Here is an 18,148-nt window from a genome sequence, read left to right on the forward strand (position 1 = left end):
AGATAGAAAGATGAAACCTGCCCACGGCTTCTACATGGTATGCTGCCGATATATTTGCGCCGCCGCTCTAACGTGAATTGTCCTGTGTTACTGGAAACATTTTTCCGGCGCGGGTTTAAGAGACTCATCATTCTCGGACCGAGGCAAGTTACGCTCGTCGAGACTAAACGATTGGCAGCGAAGCTCTATTGTACGAACGTAAACTTTCGATTATCGAAACGTTCGAGGATCTATACCAATGTTTGCTACTCTTTCTCATTTTGCCTTGCGTCGACCGTCCGCTGCCTGCCGCGAGCTGGATCTTGGCAACGGCGCTGATTACGGTTGAGGAGTCGACTGTCAAGACCGGGTGTTCTGTCCGGAAGTTAACGGTACGGGCGCCTTGTAGACTGCGAATTGACGCGCAGGTTTGACTGTGTGCTGGCTTGCATCCGTCATCCGACAAATGCATTGACGACTACGGCCTCAGCTCGTCGCTCTCCCAAGCCAGGGCAAGACCACGCGAATGCGTACGTGCGACTGAGGATAGATAAGGAGCACAGACCCTCTGCTCCTATCTCATTGGAGATAGCGCCCTGGACAAGCGCGCCCTGGCGCTCGCAATGGCGATCGAATCCATCTCGCCTACTTAGGATCATCGCGGACATCAGCCAGGATGCGAGCGTTAGTTGACTTTATATTTTGAAGATGAATGTGTTGGCACTCCAGTCCAATTTAAATCAATGTATATAGTGCGCATTCCTACATGATGTTTATGACTGACGCTAGCGATCGCTTTCCTAATTGCGAGTGGAGCGGGCTTGCACATCTAGATTCCTCGAGAAACGGCTTCGCAACCAAGAGAGACCATGGCGGCTCAGGACTCAAAGCGGCGCGTTGCGCTGATCACCGGCGTCACCGGGCAGGACGGCGCATATCTCGCCGAGTATTTGCTCGGTCTCGGCTACACTGTGCACGGGATCAAGCGCCGGTCGTCCTCGTTCAACACCGCGCGCGTCGATCATCTCTACCAGGATCCGCATGCCGGCAACGTGCCGTTCCTTATGCACTATGGCGACATGATCGATTCGACCAATCTGATCCGGCTGGTGCAGGAGATCCGGCCGACCGAGATCTATAATCTGGCCGCCCAGAGCCACGTCCAGGTCAGTTTCGAGAGTCCGGAATACACCGCCAACGCCGACGCAATCGGCGTGCTGCGCCTTTTGGAAGCGATCCGCATCCTCGGCAGGGAAAAGGAGACGCGGTTCTACCAGGCCTCGACCTCGGAGCTTTACGGGCTCGTGCAAGAGGTGCCGCAGAAGGAAACCACGCCATTCTATCCGCGCTCGCCCTATGGCGTCGCCAAGCTTTATGGCTACTGGATCACAGTGAACTACCGTGAGGCCTATGGCATGTTCGCCAGCAACGGCATCCTGTTCAACCATGAGAGCCCGACCCGCGGCGAGACCTTCGTGACGCGCAAGATCACCCGCGCCGTCGCCCGCATCGAGGTCGGCCTCGAGAACACGCTCTATCTTGGCAATCTCGACGCCAAGCGCGACTGGGGCCATGCCCGCGACTATGTCGAGGGCATGCACAGGATCCTGCAGGCCGACGAGCCTGGCGACTTCGTGCTCGCGACCGGCGAGACGCGGTCGGTTCGCGAGTTCGTCGAGCTGGCGTTTGCCGAGGTCGGGCGCAGCGTCGAATGGCGCGGCAAGGGCGTCGAGGAGATCGGCGTGGACAAGGCGTCCGGCAAGACCCTGGTGCAGATCGACCCGAGCTATTTCCGTCCGACCGAGGTTGATCTCCTGATCGGCGACGCCGCCAAGGCGCGCGCGAAGCTCGGCTGGGTTCCGAAGACGCCATTCTCGCAACTGGTGAAGGAAATGGTCGCCAGCGATCTCGTCGAAGCCAGGCAGGGCGCGTCCAATGGCAAGCACGGCTTTTGAACTGAAGGGCAAGACGGTTTTCGTTGCGGGTCATCGCGGCATGGTCGGCGCGGCGCTGATGCGCCGGCTGGCACGCGAACAGGCCGATCTCTTGACCGTGTCGCGCAGCGAGCTCGACCTGCGCGACCAGGCCGCGGTGAATGCCTGGTTCGCCGCGAAGCGGCCGCAAGCCGTGTTCCTCGCCGCCGCCAAGGTCGGCGGCATCGTCGCTAACAACACGCTGCGCGCCGAGTTTCTCTACGACAATCTGGCGATATCGAGCAACGTGATCCAGGCGGCCCATGCCACTAGATGCGAGAAGCTGATGTTCTTCGGCTCCTCCTGCATTTATCCGCGCCTGGCGCCGCAGCCGCTGCGAGAGGATTCGATGTTGGCGGGTCCGCTGGAGCCGACCAACGAACCCTATGCCATCGCCAAGATCGCCGGCATCAAGATGGCCGAGGCCTATCGCAGCCAGTACGGCGCCGATTTCATCAGCGTGATGCCGACCAACCTCTACGGCCCCGGCGACAATTATCACCCCGAATACAGCCACGTCGTCGCCGCGCTGATCCGCCGCTTCCACGAGGCCAAGATTTCGGGCGGCGGCAACGTCGTGGTGTGGGGCACCGGCACGCCGCGCCGCGAATTTCTCTACGTCGACGATCTCGCCGATGCCTGCATCCATCTGATGAAGACCTATTCCTCGCCGGAATTGGTTAATATCGGCACCGGCGAAGACATCAGCATCGCCGAGTTAGCACTCATGGTGGCGGCTGCCGTCGGTTTTCGCGGTGAGATCAGCTTCGACGCGTCGCGCCCGGACGGCACGCCGCGCAAGCTGCTCGACGTCGGGCGGCTGTCCGGGCTCGGCTGGCGCGCCACGACCTCGCTTGAGGACGGGATTCCGCTGGCATACCGGGCGTATCGCGCCGACAGCGATGGACGGCACCAGAGTGATCTGCCTGTTTCCGATAACGGGCCGATCCTAGTATCAAGCGGCGGTGAACGTCCAGCCTAGCTGACCTCACGTAACAATCAATTTTGCTTCCCAGTTGACAAGCGTTCATTGTCAACAACCGCGCTCAGTTGGACGCCAAGAACCCGAGTGACGCGGTGTATCCTACTACGACACAGCCAACCGAGTTTCAGGAAAAGGAGAACGCCATCATCGAGACCTGCTGCCATCAATTGAGAGCTCATCGACTCTAAGCCGCTAAACGCCGACCGGTGGACTATCATTAGCCAGAAGCGTTCTCGTGTCCCTTTCCTCTCGACCACGGCTTAGCCATGATCTGTCATCATCCTCGCCGACAGCTTAACGATGGACGTGAGCGCGCCCAATATCCCGAACGACAAGGGAAAGCCAAACATGTGTGCCACGAGCCCGATGCCGGCGGGCCGATGAGTATACCCGCGTCCGGCTGTCGTGATGACCGCGATCGCAACGCCTGCTGGCATCACTTTCTGTTGCCGGCGCGGCGACACAGTACGGGTACAACATTTGAAATACCCAATCCAATAAGCAGGAACCCCGCCATAGCAGTCAACGCAACGGGACGGCCACACAGCCAAGAAGCCTGTCACGATGGCAGAGTCCCGAGCATCAATGTGGCACGGTCGCCGATTCGCGCCACCACGGCATCTCCGCTGAAACGCCCTGCGCTCATTACGATTGAGAAGAGCATACAGACAATGCCCCGTGCGTCTCCGCGAGAAGATCTCGTTCAACGAGAAGCAAAAACGCTCCAATCGAGCATTGCACCTTCAACAAGAAAGGTGATGGACCGAGCACAGCTATAGCACTACTTTGGCAGATTTTTGATTTAGTCGCGTTTTCTAGGATTCCCGAATCAATTTTTCAATGATTCATGGGTGGTCGGCTCTTGGAGGGCTGACCATGCCGGGATGGGAAGACGAACTCGAACCCTGGCTGATGCCGTTCTTGGCCCGACTGGGTCATAAGACCCGGCAGCGGATGTGTCCTCTGTATGTTGCGGGATTGATCGGTCCTGGCGATCGCAAAGCGTTCAGCCGATGGCGGAACGCCTTGCCACGAGCAACTACGACCAGTTGCACCATTTCATTGCGGATGGTGTCTGGGACGCGACGCCGCTGGAGACAGAGCTGCTCGACCAGGCGGACCGACTTGTCGGCGGCAGGGATGCGGTGCTGATTATTGATGACACCTCACTGCCGAAGAAGGGTGAGCGCTCGGTCGGTGTTGCGGCTCAATACGCGTCGGCTCTCGGTAAAACGGCAAATTGCCAAACGCTGGTGTCTTTAACGCTTGCGCGCGGCGAAGTGCCAGTGATGATCGCGTTACGTCTCTTTCTGCCTGACAGTTGGACAAGCGACGTGTCTCGTTTGAAGCGCGCTCGCGTGCCAGTCGAACACCGAACGCCACGGTCCAAGCCGGAGATTGCTTTGGCCGAGATTGACCGCGCGATGGCAGCCACGTGCACTTTGGATGTGTGCTAGCGGATGCAGGATACGGCCTCAGCGCGCCGTTTCGACAAGGGCTAACAGAGCGCGGGCTGGCCTGGGCTGTCGGCATCCCTCGGCACCTGAAAGTGTATCCGGTCGATGTGAAGCTCATTTGGCCGATTACCAAGGTCCGCGGGAAACCACGAAAGCACCACGTGCCTGATATCTTATCGATTGCGGCAGAACAAATGCTGGCCAGCGCCAAATGGAAAACCGTGAGTTGGCGTAGCGGGACGAAAGGTCGGCTCAAAGCCCAATTTGCTGCTCTCCGTGTCCGGACCGCCGACGGCCCTCCGCAGCGGATATGGGATAAAGGTCAGCAGCATCTCCCAGGCGACGAAGCCTGGCTCATTGGCGAGCAACGTGCCTCCGGGGAGAAGAAATACTATCTCGCCAATCTTCCGGCGGCGACGGATCTGCGCACGCTGGCCGCAACCATCAAGGCACGGTGGATTTGTGAGCAGGCGCATCAGCAATTGAAGGAGGAGCTTGGACTTCTTCGAGGGGCGATCATGGCAAGGTCTTCATCGCCACGCCCTGATGACAATGATTGCCTACGCCTTCCTGCAACATCGTCGCCTCGCATACGCGGGACGAAAAAAAGGAATCAACGGGCCTCCGCCTCAACCAACCATGCCCGCCGTACGTCACGCCATCGTCGATCTCATCCTTCGGCCGCCGTCTCAGCAGTGCCCATATTGCCGAAAGCCAAATCCTTGAAAAACGATGGCGCAAACACATTCTGCCAAAGTAGTGCTAGCAACACACTGCGAAGGGGCAAGACAAACAATGATCCCTCTGTCTCGAACCCGTCGCGAGCAACCCCGGCCAGGCCGACACAGTCGCGATCGTCACTAGCGGCGAACAGACGACCGTCAAGAAAAGCGAGCCAAGCTGCAGCGACAGGAAAGAGGTCACGGCGGCAGAGCCGGTGAATTCCCCAATGCTGTACTGGGCGTGAAAGCCGGACATCAATGGACGGCCGGTTGCGCGCTCCAATTCAATCGGATGAATGTTCATGGCTACATCGATCGAGCCGAGTGAAACGCCGAAAGCAAACAACGTGGCACCGAGCCTGACAGGTGTGTCGGCAATTGCAAGGCACGGCAGGATGATCGCGAGTCCAACTCCACCGCGAGGATAGGGGGCTTGCTGCCATACCGCATTCGACACGCTGGTCGAAAGCATCGCGATGACGGATCCTGTTCCGAGACAGAGCAGCAGTAGACCAAGCATGCGGTCATCCGTCGCGAGCTGCTCCTTGGCGAGCGGCACTAAGGTGCTCAGGCCGCGAGGCCGAATCCGGCCACAAAAAATGTCAGCCGCGTCCCAAGCAGGCCGGCAGACCCATTGGCAGATGGTATCACGGGCGCTCCTGACAGAACGGGCTCGCGAGCGCGGCGCCCCTCATCCTGCGATGCGTCGCCTGCATAGCGGTTCGACGATGATGGCCTCAAGTTGACGTTTCTTCATCCCTGCAAATGCGATGCCGTCACAAATACTGGACTACGTCACAGGGCGAGCGACAAGTAGCAGTGATCGTCGAGCCCGTGAATGCGGTGTTTCGGCTGATCTTTCCCGGATGAGCCAGCCCATACGAGGGTGATAGTTTTTGCTGGTCTGCGACAGCCGCAGGCGCAACGCTCAGTATGGCCTGTCGCAAAGCCTACAAAGCCAACTGCGGCCCACGCCTCTATGTAGTTGGCGCTAGCACGGCTGTAGGTTTTCCGACAGCTTTTGCAAAATCGGAAGCTCTCACGAGTAACGGCGCTGACTCGCAAGATCAACACAAAGAGGACCGCTATCACATCGCAAGCGGTCAATGTCGGCCCGATACCTTTGATATTCGATCGTCCTGGTTTTAGGTGGCCAGATGGTTCCCCGCGCCGCGCTCGATGTGTCGTGTCTCGAATCATTCGTTTGTTCTGGACCAGCGGGTCGCCGCCGGCACAGCCACTTCGATTCAGTGTCCAAAAGTTCAGGGCTGTCCTGTGATCCCGAACTCGCGGCGCCGGTGCCCTGGGCTGTCTTGGGGCAATCAACCAGATTTCCATGCCATCATTGTCGCCGCCGAAGAGAGGGGCGTCGATCAGGTCCAGGACGCGCGCGCATTCGATACCGAGGTGCCCGCAGGCATCGTTCAACCGCTTATATCCGCAGTTCGCCGAGACCGTCGCTCTGACCAAATCGGACTGTGCGTGGTAAGGAACAAGTATAGCAGGCAGAGATCGATCAGTATGGCCGCCGCCATCACGCTATAAGCCCAGGCGCTCTGCACTAGATCGAGCTCGATCAGCACCCGTGACAAACCGAAGCCCACGATCCAAGCGTCAACGCTCATACAGATGCGTCGTCTCCGGATCAAGCCGACGAATGACGTAGGACCCCAGCGGGATGCCAAGCATGACACTGGGTATAAAAACATAGAGCAAGCTGCCGCTTTCGGAAATGAACAAGCCGAGCTGATAATAGACGAAGGCGGTCACGCTCGATTCCGCCACGCGAACCAGCGCTAGACCGGCGCGAAATTCGTGTTTGACCAAGCCCTGGTTGTTGAACAGCATCGCCAACGGAGGGCCGGAGATAGTCGTCACCGAATAGAGGATGCCCAGCATCCACCCGAATGGCAGGCCGATCAGCCAGCTTGCTTCGATAGGGCGGCGCCAACCTGCAGCTTGCAGCAGGATCAGGGGCAGGATGATCGTGTAGGTGGCGAATTTGATCCAGCCCGGCTGGAGCGAGGTCAACGCGTAGCCGCCGAGCGCAATGCCCGGCAAGAGTCCAAGCAAGATGGGGAACACTCGTCTCCAAACCACCCGCACGCCCTTCAGATTGATGAGGAGGACGTAAACGTTGACGAAGACCTCGATGGTGACAATGGCGGGGTTGAGAATGCGATTGGTGTAGAAAACCAGGGCAAGGGGTACAGTGAGCGACGAAAAGCCGTAGCCGATGGCTCCATTTACAAAGGCCGCAAAACACGTCGTTGCGGCCAGAAACCACATAGCAGCATCAAACTCAGGCATTTCCTTAACTTTCCCACTCCGGAGGGCGTCGGTTCACGCGTCGGGGAACCAGCGCGGCCATTGGTCTTCACGATTGCGGCGGATCTGACCACTCGCTTAGCAGCCCCGCCCGTCTTCACACTGGCAGTGGCCGTTGTCCGCGTTCAGCAGTTGCTCTTGTTCTCGACTTCCGTCGTACAACAGAAGCTGTGCTGCACTTCCCAGTAACTACGATCACTCAGCAATACGTGTCAGTCTGTTTTCGGTTTGTCGATCAATGGTCCTCGTGTCGAAAGCCGTAAGTGCGTCGGTCACGGATGCGGGGGCTCCTGACGACCGTTCCCACGGAATTGAACTCGTGTCAAAATCCTAAGCGGTTCAGTGTCATCCTTTTTTTGCCTAGCAAAGCAACGCGGGCAGTCAGACGGAAATTCTCCTTCAATAGCGCTTGGGATAGTTGGCAAGGCCACTTTTATCGGGCGAGCATAAATTCTCTCCTCCCCCAGCGTGAACCGGTCGCAGGCTCCTTCGCTCGCCACACTGAGCGAACCTGGATTGAAGTTATAGTCATCGTTTGGCCAGCTGGGCATCAGCAGCGCTGGTGAGGTCAAGCTCGGCGGCGATCTTCGCGCGGCCGGAGCTCGCATCGGCACGGTGATCGGACGCGACCGCGACATAGACCGCCGGCAACACGAAGAGCGTGAATAGCGTGCCGACGGACATGCCAGCGACGAGCACGAGCCCGATCGAGAAGCGGCTCGCGGCGCCAGCTCCCGTTGCAGTCAACAAGGGTATGAAGCCCGTGACCATCGCTGCCGTAGTCATCAAGATTGGACGCAGTCGGACGCGCGCCGCCATCTCTATAGCCGAGCGACGGTCAAGCCTCTCCTTGAGCTGCAGCTCATTGGCGAACTCAACCATCAGGATGCCGTGCTTGGAAATCAACCCGACCAGCGTCAACAATCCAACCTGAGTGTAGATGTTCATAGTCGCCCAGCCAAAGAATGGCGGGATCAAGGCACCGACGATTGCCATCGGCACGCTGATCATGATGATGAGGGGATCGCGCAGACTTTCGAACTGGGCCGCAAGCACCAAGAAGATGATGATGATTGCAAAAGCAAAGGTAAGCGCCAGTTGGTTACCCTCGTGCACATATTGGCGGGCATCGGCGAGAAAGTCGTGGCTGAAGCCTGCGGGCAGTTTTTTTGCCTCGGTTTCCAGGAAGTCCACAGCCTGACCGATCGTGACGCCGGGCATCGGCACGGCCTGAAAGGTCGCGCAGTTGAGCTGATTGTAGTGGGTGAGCGCGTTCGGATCGGTCGCAGTCTCGATGGAGACTACGGTAGACAGCGGGAGCATCGCCCCCGTCGCAGTCTTCACATAATAGCTCCCGATTGCTTGCGGCGCCAGGCGTTCCTCACGTGGCACCTGCGGGATCACCTGGTAGGAGCGCCCCTGCAGATTGAAGCGATTGACGTAGTTTCCGCCAAGTAAGGTGGCGAGCGCGCTACCGATGGTCTGCATGGTGATGCCAAGCTCGTTGGCCTTAGATCGATCAACCTTGATTCTTACCACCGGCTGGTTGAACTCGAGGTCGGAGTCGCTCACCATGAACAGACCGCTCTTGCGCGCGGCATCCTTCAGCTTCGACATCTGCTCGTAGACGGATTGGAAGCCAAGCGTCGAATTGATCACCATCTGCACTGGTAGGCCACCAGAGCCGCCGGGAAGTGGCGGCAAGCTAAAGGCAAACGCGTTAATCCCTTCGATTTTCGACAGCTCGGCTTGGACAAGGGACTTTAGGGCGGTCGATGATCGCTTGCGCTCGTCCCATGGCTTGAGCAACATGCCGGCCAAGCCACTCTGCTGGCCGCTAACGCCGTTGAGCACGAAACTCAAATCAGTCTCGGAAAATTTCTGTAACGCTTTCTCAAGCTTGGTACCGTAGTAGTCGAGGTAGTCGATATTGGCGTATTTCGGCGCCTTGATTAGAGCGAATACGATACCTTGGTCCTCCTCGGGTGCGAGTTCCTTGGAAATATTCATATAGAGAAAGCCGACGAGGCCCAACATGGTCAGCGCAAACAGCCCGGTAATCGGACGATAGTCGAGCGAGCGGTCGAGTTTGCGGCCGTACCATCGTGTCATGGCGCCGAACCCGCGGTTCACAAATCTTGCGACCCGCCCCTCCTCAGCGCGCTGCAGGAAGAGCGAGCACATCATCGGCGACAGCGTCAAAGCGATCACGCCCGACACGATCACCGCTCCGGCTAGCGTAAACGCGAACTCGCGGAACAGCGCACCGGTGAGGCCGCCGAGAAATCCGATTGGGGCGTATACCGCAGCCAAGGTAATGGTCATGGATACAACGGGGCCGACGATCTCTCGCGCGCCCCTCGTAGCAGCTTGGACAGGCGGCGCACCTTCTTCTAAATGGCGATGAATATTCTCCACCACCACGATCGCGTCGTCGACCACGAGACCGATCGCGAGAACCATGGCAAGAAGGGTCAGGAGATTGAATGAAAACCCGAGCGCCAGCATCATGCTGCAGACACCCACGAGCGACAAAGGAATAGTGACTACAGGAATGATGACCGACCGCAGCGAGGCCAGGAACAGGAAGATCACCACCACCACGACAACGACGGCCTCAATGAGCGTCTTCTCCACTTCATCGATCGATGACTGAATGAACTTGGTGGAGTCGTAGGCGACTTTCATCTTCAGTGACGGCGGCAAGTTACGCTCCATCTCTGGAAACAGATCCCGAACGCCTCGCACTATGTTTAGCGGATTGCCTTGCGGGCTCGCCTGAACGCCGATAAAGACCGCGTGCTCGCCGTTCATGGCGACGCTGATGTCTGTGGTCTGCGCGGCAAGCTCGACTACGGCAATGTCCTCCATGCGCACAAAGCCGCCGTCATTGGCTTTGACGATCATGCGCTTAAAATCATCAACACTCCGCAGATCCGTGTTTGCAGTGACATCGGAGATAGTGAAATTGCCCTTGGTCTGGCCGGCCGCGGCCTGGAAGTTGTTAGCGGCGATTGCCGCCGAAACTTCAGCTGGCGACACGCCGTGCCCTGCCATTTTCGTAGGATCCAGCCATAGCCGCATCGCAAAACTCTGGCCGCCCAGGATGTCTGCCGCTGCGACGCCATCGACGGTTGCCATAACGGGTTGCACGACGCGCGAGAGGTAGTCGGAGATCGCGCTTGCCGTCAATTCCTCGCTGGAGAAGGCGATATACATGACAGCGGTGGTCTGACCGGTCGACTTAGTGACGACAGGATCGTTTGATTCCTTGGGGATTAAATATTTGACTGAGTTGACCTTGGAGAGCACCTCGGTGAGCGCCTCGCTGGGATCAAAATTCAGCTTGACGTAGACTTGGATCGTCGAGGTACCGAGCACCGATGAGGAACTGATGTAGTCGACGCCCTCGGCGGAAGCGACTGCCTGTTCCAGGGGAGTCGTGATGAATCCCTGGATCATGTCGGCGGAGGCGCCAGGATAGGAAGTCGTGATATTGACGACCGTATTAGATAGCTTGGGATATTGCCGGATCGGCAGTACGGTGGCCGCGCGAAAGCCGATCAGCAAGATCAGGAGACTGACGACAATAGACAATACCGGACGTTTGATGAAAAGCTCGGTAAATGCCATCTCGACTCGCATTTCCAGAGGGGGATGCAAATACGCCAGCAAATTGCGGTGTACAGCAATGATCATCAATGCGGCGACTGCGCTAAAGCCCGTAGTATGAGGGAAGCGTTGTCGGCTACTCTAAGGACTCACACGTTGCTGAGCATAGCGCGCCCAATCCTTCGCTTCTTCATCTTCGTCGCTTGAATGAAGGTTGGTTGCGCTGTTCTGATCAATCATCGCGATCTCGAATAGTGGGCACCTTCTTAAGACACAGCCCCCTAGTGTTTTTTCGTTCAACCGGCCAACGGTCAGACTCAAGATGTTTGTCCTCACACCTGATTGGAACGCAGCGACTTCTAGCAAGGCGTCACTTCGAGCTTCGCGCCGACCCGTCGATCGAATGATGCGGATTCGACATCGAAAGTACACACGACCTGACGGGTGCTCAACTCTACAAAGGTAAGTGGGCAATATAGAATGGGCTACAAAACGCTATACCAAGGTTTGTCGAAACGCTCGCTGGTCGCAGCCCCGCGAAACTCGTGAACTTGCCAGACGCAAAGTTCTCGGTCCTACAACATTCCGCAAGCACCCCACTCGCATCGCTAACTCGCTGAACAACGTCGGCTCGGAGTTCGCCCTTGGTACGGAAAAGTTGGCTTGAGCACTTCTTCCAGCTCAATATGCTCCGTAATGTTGGGCTACGCAGTGTGCTACGGAGTTGGCAACGCCAGTATTACGTTGTCAATCAGCCGGGTCGAGCCAACGTAGGATGCTGCACAAAGCGCCGCGGGGCGTCGCAGTGGACTGTCGGCGGCGTTGAGCGTGTCACCGTCCACAAGTTCAAGATACTGGAGTCGGTCAACTGTCTCTAAATGCCCCTTGGCGATCGGAATTAGCCTTTCTCCCCAGCGGAATTCATCGAGCGCGGCGGAGAGTCCACGATTGATCGCAAGGGCCCGCTGACGTTCTTCCTTGCTGAGATACCGGTTGCGACTGCTCATCGCGAGCCCATTCTGCTCGCGAACGGTCGGTACGGGACGATCTCAATTGGGAGATTGAGATCAACCGCCATGCGACGCACGACTGCGCATTGCTGAAGATCCTTCTGGCCAAAAAACAGCACGTCGGGCTGCACCATGTTCAACAACTTGCATACGACAGTCGCGACACCGCGAAACTGTCCAGCCCTGAAGGCTCCGCAAAGAGGTTTGGCGAGGTCGCCCGGTTCAATGAAGATCTCGAAATGAATCGGATAAACTTCCTGTGCATCCGGCGCAAAGAGGAACGCAACACCGGGCGTCGCGGCACAGTCCCTCATCCTGCAAGAAGTCGCGCGGGTAGGTGCCGAGATCCTCGTTCGGTCCGAAATGAGTGGGGTTGAAGAAGATGCCGACGTTCGATCGCCGGGCTCAATCAACCCAGCCCGGCGTCAGATCGTGCCGCCGGCCGACTGAGCGCATAGCCGCGCGCCAAAATGCGCGCTTACCATCCTCGTATGCCGGCGGGCCCGGAGGTCGACGTCGCCTCTTCTACTGAATGAAAGAGGCGGCCTCAGTTAGTGGCCTTACTTAGCCAAAACCAGGATCGCAGTCGAGCGCGGCCTTAACGTCAGAAGGCGACTCTTCGCTTAAACCATTTCCTTGGTAGGCCAATGTAGTAGCCGCGCCTCCGAAGTTCCGGCTCGGACCTGTTGAGCGTTTCGCAAATGGATTCCACAGGCGCGCCTGCGTCAACAAGCTCGCGCAACAGTTCATCTTCCCGTTTGGTCCAGCGAGGAGAACGGAGGGCCACCTTCAAGTTAACCTCTTAGCCCTGAATTCATGCGGTTCTAGAGAAGAACTGTCCGCCAGCCCCGGGCCAGCCTGTTCCGTGCCGAGCGCATTGCCAAGCTTGGTCTGCGATCTCCGCGTTCGCGTTCTGGTGCGCAGTACAGTCCAAATCAGGATGACGAAACTCATCTGAACAGGTTTAAGTGTGATCAACTGTATGGCCTCCGCGTCCTCGGCTATCCCAGTGATCGTGTCCTCCTCAAAAATGCCAGCGGAGGAACTCCTTCGAAAGCTATACGTTGGCATAGCCGAAGCTGGTCCTATGCCGACGACATTTTGGAGCCACTAGGACTCACCCCGACCGTGACGGACAACCTGTGAGATGGGCGTGCGGCCTTGGAGTTAACCTGCGTGCGATAGCCTATCGCTAGGATCGCCCGCCGCGGGCAGAACCGGCAGTACCAAACGATGCAGTGGACCGGGCGCCTTGGTCGCAGCCAAGGCCGCCTCGACTAGCATGGCGCGCGCATAGTTGCGGCCGATCTTGCTGATGCGGCCGTGATGGGCAGCTCCCAGTCCCGACAGCCGCATCCGCGGGTTGAGCCCGAAATCGCTCGCCAGCTTCTGGAGGCTGTTGAACCGGCTGATCCTGCAGCGCAGTCCGCGTGATATCAATGCGGCCTGCATGTGTCGTGCGTATCGGGCTGCCCGCACCGTGCTTCCGGTGCCTCGGCTTGGACTCCTAGCTGTCGATGCACGCAGGTCGCTTCCGGAGCAGCGCGGACGTGCCTCGGCGCCCGAGTGAGTGAGAACCCGACGCTGTCCCTGCTACGCTCGCTAGCTGAGCGCGCGGCATCAGCTTCAGCACAACTCCGAAAAGGCTGCTCGCGCCTAACAACTCTCGGTTCCAAATGACCTGACGGGAGCTGCGGGCGACACGACAACTACGGATTCCGACTCTCGGCGCAACCGGGCGAGTCAGAGGCGACCAGCTGTAAGTTCTCGGCTCATCGTGTCTGGCAGGAGGTGCGAATGCGACGGGTGATTGGCATTCACCGAACCTCGGGGAACTGGTTTTTTGGGAGGACGGCAGTTTCACATGGGCCTCTGGCGGTGCTGAGTGCAAAACACGATCGACAGCGGGATTGGCTTGCAGGCCTTGAGCCAGCTTAAGGCCGTTTTCCCAATGCTGTTTGCGGACCGTGAGGGTGCGTAGTCTCAGCAAGGCCAAATGGATATCTCTGGGCCCGGCGACCTCTCCGAACTGATGAGGGCGCGCCCCTAGCGCCGGCCATGCGGCGTCATTTGCTGTCGCATCCCGAGGAATGCGTCGGCAACCAGCGTGATATGTGGTGGCGGCGTGAAAGTAGCGGTGTCGCCCAGGTATTATCCATCATCACGAGAGCACCCGACTGCTGCGCCAGCACACGAGCGAGCAGTTCCAGCGCCTGATGGCCGACCATGGCATCGTTTGCAGCATGAGCCGTTCCGGGAGTGTGGGACAATGCGGCGACGGAGAGCTTCTTCTCTTCTCAAGACCGAACGGACGGCAGGAAAGATTTACAGAACCAGAGACGAGGCACGCGCCGATGTGTTCAGCTAAACCGAAAGATTTTACAACAAGACCCGCAGGGACTCGACCACGCCTATGTCAGCCCGGTTGAGTTCGAGCGCAAACGGCTTTAGCTGAACCCGGTGTCCATTAAACCGGCAGCAGCTCAGTCGGTGCTTTCGCGTTCGAGGGTCCAGGAGACGCGGCGGTGACAACTGCTATGCCTTTTTGATGAACTTGCGCCGGGCATGCGCAGAGAGACAAATTGTATAGAACTGGAAGCGCGGCAGAATAGTCAGTGAACGTGCACACGCCGCGCCCGTATCACCACGGCTGTAGTGCCGGCTTGTCTGCATCCTCGCCAGATATGCTCGGGGGCCCGTTTCTACGTGGCTGAGGTGAGCGCCCGTAGTTGCCCAAGCTTGGCGCGGGCAATCGTGTTGATGCGCATGTGCCCATCTCGTGCGGCCATTACCACACTGATAGCGCGCCCTTACGCCGTGGGCCAGCTACCGATCCTGGTAGGCGTCCCATGATCGCTCTTGGCGCTACAATTCCCAGCACGTGGGAGCTTGAGATACTCCCGCGAAGGCGAGGTGGTTAGCGTTGTTATGGCGAGGTTGGCCACTGAAGTTAGTGGGGCGTGGTAGGGACAGCGCTTTTTCGGACCAGCACAAGCGCGGAGTCACGTCGTGGCTAACTTCACCGGCAGCGTGGGCGCGGCAGGGACAGCGTCGAGTTCACTTGACTGAAGGCGCCGAGTCGCGCTGCGCTGCCGTCGATATCAAAGGGGTTAACCCGGTAGTTAGCTATGAAATGAAGGTATGAAACATACGGCGGGCTAGCCGAGATCATTATCGTGCCGAGAGGATGCGCTCTCCTGTCTGATGGTCAGGTTTTAGGCCAGTATATCTCGCCAGTCATAGCAGCAGAAGAGTTAGCAAACGGGAGATGTCATTGGCCGTGGGCTGGAGATCCTACAAAGATGGGTATCCCGCGAGACTTGTCTGAGTGGCAAAGCATCCCATAGCGCCGCGTCGGCTATGAGCACAGTGGTGAAACGCGATCGAGCTCTCACCCAGATTAGCTCGCTACGCGATCTGACGGGATGGGTTCGGATGGACTGTGCTCGGCGTTGTGACCGGACAGGCCGCATGCCAGGCCGACGTCATCTTCACGCGGCTTTTGATGAAGGACGCTGCCGATTTGGCCGACGCGCTGTCTTGGATCTCGACTTTGACAAGCATCGTCGATCGCGCAAGTTATGGCAGGGGCGGACTGCGCCCGTCCTCCAGCCCGACTTGATCCCCCCAACTAGCTCTGGGACGATCTGAAGAGCATCTGTTCGTCGATAGGAACGAGCGCTCGAGTACGGCAACAGATCACCGTATTCCTCCACGATAAGGCGTCAAGTCCGGGTTGATTCGAGCCGCAATGGACGAGGACGGCACAGTAAGACTTCGAGCATGCGAATCCTCAACTCGACAACGCTCGGCTCCTTAAACAGTGCCAACGTCTGCTCGATTAAGTCCGGATGGGGAAGCGCGTCCGCAGTCCAGCCGAGTCGCACCAGCGTATCGGCCAAGCCGCCAAACCACATAGCGCTAAGACAGTATGGCAACCGCTCCCAGGAGAACAGCGCGCCAATACCATTTCGCCGGATTGAGCAACGGAACGACGGTAAGGCGGAACCCGATTCTGAAAGCGGCGTCTGCGAAACGAAATCGGCGTCAAGTACGGCGACAAAGGCCGTGGAAGGCGGCAAAGAGTCGTAGGGGCAGCAGCATCAGAGCCCATAGCGCGTAAGAAACCGACGGAATTGTGCGATCGGACCGCCGGTGAAGATAACGCGTCCAGTACTCCCAATCGCGCAGCCGAGATCTGGCTCTCCTGCGAGATCTGAAACAATCACGGTGACATCAAAGCGCTGGAGGTGCTGCGCACTTGGACGCAGCAAAGGAGCATCATTGTAGGACTCCCGATGAAGACTCCGTCGCGGGCTGACGCGAGTTCGGCCTCGAGGTAGTTAACTCGATCCGAGAACTCGATCAGCGGCTGGCCGAGCTTAAGGTCGAGAGCGAGCAAGTTTCTCGACCGGCAAATCATGCCGCGCCTGTTCGTGTCTGATCTTCGCTACGCTCAACGCCGGCGTTGTTGGCATGTCTGGAACATACCGATGGCCAATACACGCGGCGTGGCTAGGATCTCGTCAAGATCGTCGACTGCAATACGCTGAGCGTCACCGCGGGCGTTGCCGAATCCCGTGTATGATAGTCTTTCCGTCGGCGCGGCCGTCCAGTTTCGGTTGTTTTGGGGACGATCGTATTTGTCCGAGGTCCGTGCCGAAACGCTGCCGTCAGATGATGCCGGCGTCCTAAAATGGTCCAACATCTTCGATTCTTCATCGAACGATTTTGACCAGGATTGCTCAGCGACATCCAGGTGACACGTCACTACGCCAAAAGGAGTCTTGGAGTCGGCGAGTTTCTTCAAAAGGTCGACCTGAACGTAAAGAGAGGAAGCCGTCAATATTAATGCGCCCTGCAAGGGAAGCGCTCCTGCATCGCCGTTCCGATATCAAATGATAAGCAACGCGTGCTTCAGAAAATACGGCATCTCAATTGATTAGTCTGACCTCGGCGGCTCTGTACTTTGAGCGGCGTTTGTTGAAGCGACGATCGAAAGACACGCGCGTTCCCGGCACCAGATCAGCCCCTGTGCAGTCGCGAAGGTCCGAAATGTGCACGAACAAATCCATGCCGTCGCAATTGTCCGGTCTGATGAAGCCCCAGCCCGTCTCAACACTGTAGGAGACTACCGTTCCAGTTTGCATCTCTGATCTAGCGTGTGTTCGAGGCTATGGCATGGCCGCTTAGGCGCCGGAGTCGCAAGCCACAGCAAATCGGCGGGGCGGACCAGACACTCGCGGCGCCGAGCCCGCCCCTAACATCGCCGTATCTGGAGCAATACGTGATGATACCCCTAACCAAGCAAGGGCCGTGCCGAATTGAGAATTGGAGGTTCTGCAGGGACTTCGTAGCGGGGCTGCAGGGTCAAGTTGTCGACATTCGTTTGAGAGCTGACGTCCGTCGTCAGACAACTCCTTGAACCAGCTGCAATACATCGAGGCGGCAATGCCTTCTGGGCGGCAGATCTCGAGATGTTCTCCTTGCCGCGCACAGCACCATGCGGATCCTCTCTTCCGCCGACTGCCGGCGGGTCTGTCGCCTAAGGTCTTTTTACAGTTTGTTCTGCCGGTGCTTTGCCCGGTCCGGGTTTCTGTTTCATCTTCGCTCCCGCTGGCTACGATGAACCAGGAACCCTCCCTCCGCAAAATCACACTGCCTGTTTCACAGGCCCTGATGGCCAACACTCTTTAGGTCAGCGTGGCGCCTCGGCTGGCTAAGTGCCGCGCAAGGTCGTAACCGTCCGGTGAGGCTTTCAATTACCCACATTTCCAGCCGTTGCGATTTCGGCGCCAAGTTCGATATCTGTGAGTCTTGAGAGGCCGCGCCAGATGACAACATTTCCAGGCGGCGGATCGCCCGCCCTGGCCAGGTAGCCACCCAATCGTGCAAGCTTGGTGAGATAAAATGCAAGGGTTCCAGGGCGACATCGTCGATGGCTGGCGCCGCTGATGAGTCGATCGAGCAATGCGATCTCGGTATTCGTCAGTGCGAGCTTCGGTGGCGCGTCCGGGGCGATGCGATTGAGCATGGTGAGCCAGAGGACGCGCCAGCTGAGAATGCAGAAGACCGCCATTAG

The 18,148-nt window shown here is 58.1% G+C and carries 8 protein-coding genes and 4 pseudogenes; 4 read left to right on the forward strand and 8 right to left on the reverse strand.

Annotated elements, in window-relative coordinates:
* Positions 1–848: 848 nt before the first annotated feature.
* From gmd to GA0061099_RS34080, 3 genes and pseudogenes are all read left to right on the forward strand, one after another.
* Positions 849–1,934, forward strand: a complete 1,086-nt coding sequence (gene gmd / locus GA0061099_RS34065; RefSeq protein ID WP_036031108.1) for a GDP-mannose 4,6-dehydratase — start codon at positions 849–851, stop codon at positions 1,932–1,934.
* Positions 1,915–2,934 (forward strand): GDP-L-fucose synthase family protein, encoded by a 1,020-nt coding sequence (locus GA0061099_RS34070; RefSeq protein ID WP_036031105.1) that lies wholly within the window; start codon positions 1,915–1,917, stop codon positions 2,932–2,934. Before gmd ends, GA0061099_RS34070 begins: the two co-directional genes overlap by 20 nt.
* A gap of 843 nt (positions 2,935–3,777) precedes the next feature.
* Positions 3,778–5,110, forward strand: a pseudogene (locus GA0061099_RS34080) (IS701 family transposase); the annotation flags it as partial.
* A 46-nt stretch (positions 5,111–5,156) separates the two neighbouring features.
* On the opposite strand, the gene GA0061099_RS34085 reads toward GA0061099_RS34080, so the two are convergent.
* The 5 genes and pseudogenes from GA0061099_RS34085 to GA0061099_RS42245 form a co-directional block, all read right to left on the reverse strand.
* Positions 5,157–5,675, reverse strand: coding sequence for an MFS transporter (locus tag GA0061099_RS34085; protein WP_193375219.1), 519 nt, complete (start codon positions 5,673–5,675; stop codon positions 5,157–5,159).
* A gap of 1,055 nt (positions 5,676–6,730) precedes the next feature.
* Entirely contained in the window at positions 6,731–7,426 is a 696-nt protein-coding gene (locus tag GA0061099_RS34090) for a sulfite exporter TauE/SafE family protein (RefSeq protein WP_225114359.1), read from the reverse strand.
* A gap of 546 nt (positions 7,427–7,972) precedes the next feature.
* On the reverse strand, positions 7,973–11,077 hold the full coding sequence (locus tag GA0061099_RS34095; protein ID WP_036031113.1) for an efflux RND transporter permease subunit: 3,105 nt from the start codon (positions 11,075–11,077) through the stop codon (positions 7,973–7,975).
* Between the two features lie 695 nt (positions 11,078–11,772).
* Positions 11,773–12,456 (reverse strand): annotated as a pseudogene (panC, locus tag GA0061099_RS41550) (pantoate--beta-alanine ligase); the annotation flags it as partial.
* A 777-nt stretch (positions 12,457–13,233) separates the two neighbouring features.
* Positions 13,234–13,518 carry a transposase gene (locus tag GA0061099_RS42245; protein WP_036031100.1) on the reverse strand — a complete coding sequence of 95 codons (285 nt, stop codon included), beginning with the start codon at positions 13,516–13,518 and terminating at the stop codon, positions 13,234–13,236.
* Between the two features lie 734 nt (positions 13,519–14,252).
* Here GA0061099_RS42245 and GA0061099_RS34120 point away from each other — a divergent pair.
* A pseudogene (locus GA0061099_RS34120) lies at positions 14,253–14,517 on the forward strand (IS3 family transposase); the annotation flags it as partial.
* Between the two features lie 2,005 nt (positions 14,518–16,522).
* On the opposite strand, the gene GA0061099_RS40565 reads toward GA0061099_RS34120, so the two are convergent.
* From GA0061099_RS40565 to GA0061099_RS34135, 3 genes and pseudogenes are all read right to left on the reverse strand, one after another.
* Positions 16,523–16,930 carry a hypothetical protein gene (locus GA0061099_RS40565; RefSeq protein WP_141697712.1) on the reverse strand — a complete coding sequence of 136 codons (408 nt, stop codon included), beginning with the start codon at positions 16,928–16,930 and terminating at the stop codon, positions 16,523–16,525.
* A 70-nt stretch (positions 16,931–17,000) separates the two neighbouring features.
* Positions 17,001–17,216 (reverse strand): cold-shock protein, encoded by a 216-nt coding sequence (locus GA0061099_RS34130; RefSeq protein ID WP_074448271.1) that lies wholly within the window; start codon positions 17,214–17,216, stop codon positions 17,001–17,003.
* 608 nt (positions 17,217–17,824) lie between these two features.
* Positions 17,825–18,148 (reverse strand): annotated as a pseudogene (locus tag GA0061099_RS34135) (IS4 family transposase); the annotation flags it as partial.

The organism is Bradyrhizobium yuanmingense (assembly GCF_900094575.1).
GTDB classification, from domain to species: Bacteria; Pseudomonadota; Alphaproteobacteria; order Rhizobiales; family Xanthobacteraceae; genus Bradyrhizobium; species Bradyrhizobium yuanmingense.

What these genes read in the sequence shown, in the direction of transcription:
- gmd (WP_036031108.1), top strand. Translation starts at nt 849, where the DNA reads ATGGCGGCTCAGGACTCAAAGCGGCGCGTTGCGCTGATCACCGGCGTC.
- GA0061099_RS34070 (WP_036031105.1), top strand. Translation starts at nt 1,915, where the DNA reads ATGGCAAGCACGGCTTTTGAACTGAAGGGCAAGACGGTTTTCGTTGCG.
- GA0061099_RS34090 (WP_225114359.1), bottom strand. Translation starts at nt 7,426, where the DNA reads ATGCCTGAGTTTGATGCTGCTATGTGGTTTCTGGCCGCAACGACGTGT.
- GA0061099_RS34095 (WP_036031113.1), bottom strand. Translation starts at nt 11,077, where the DNA reads ATGGCATTTACCGAGCTTTTCATCAAACGTCCGGTATTGTCTATTGTC.
- GA0061099_RS42245 (WP_036031100.1), bottom strand. Translation starts at nt 13,518, where the DNA reads ATGCAGGCCGCATTGATATCACGCGGACTGCGCTGCAGGATCAGCCGG.
- GA0061099_RS34130 (WP_074448271.1), bottom strand. Translation starts at nt 17,216, where the DNA reads ATGCAAACTGGAACGGTAGTCTCCTACAGTGTTGAGACGGGCTGGGGC.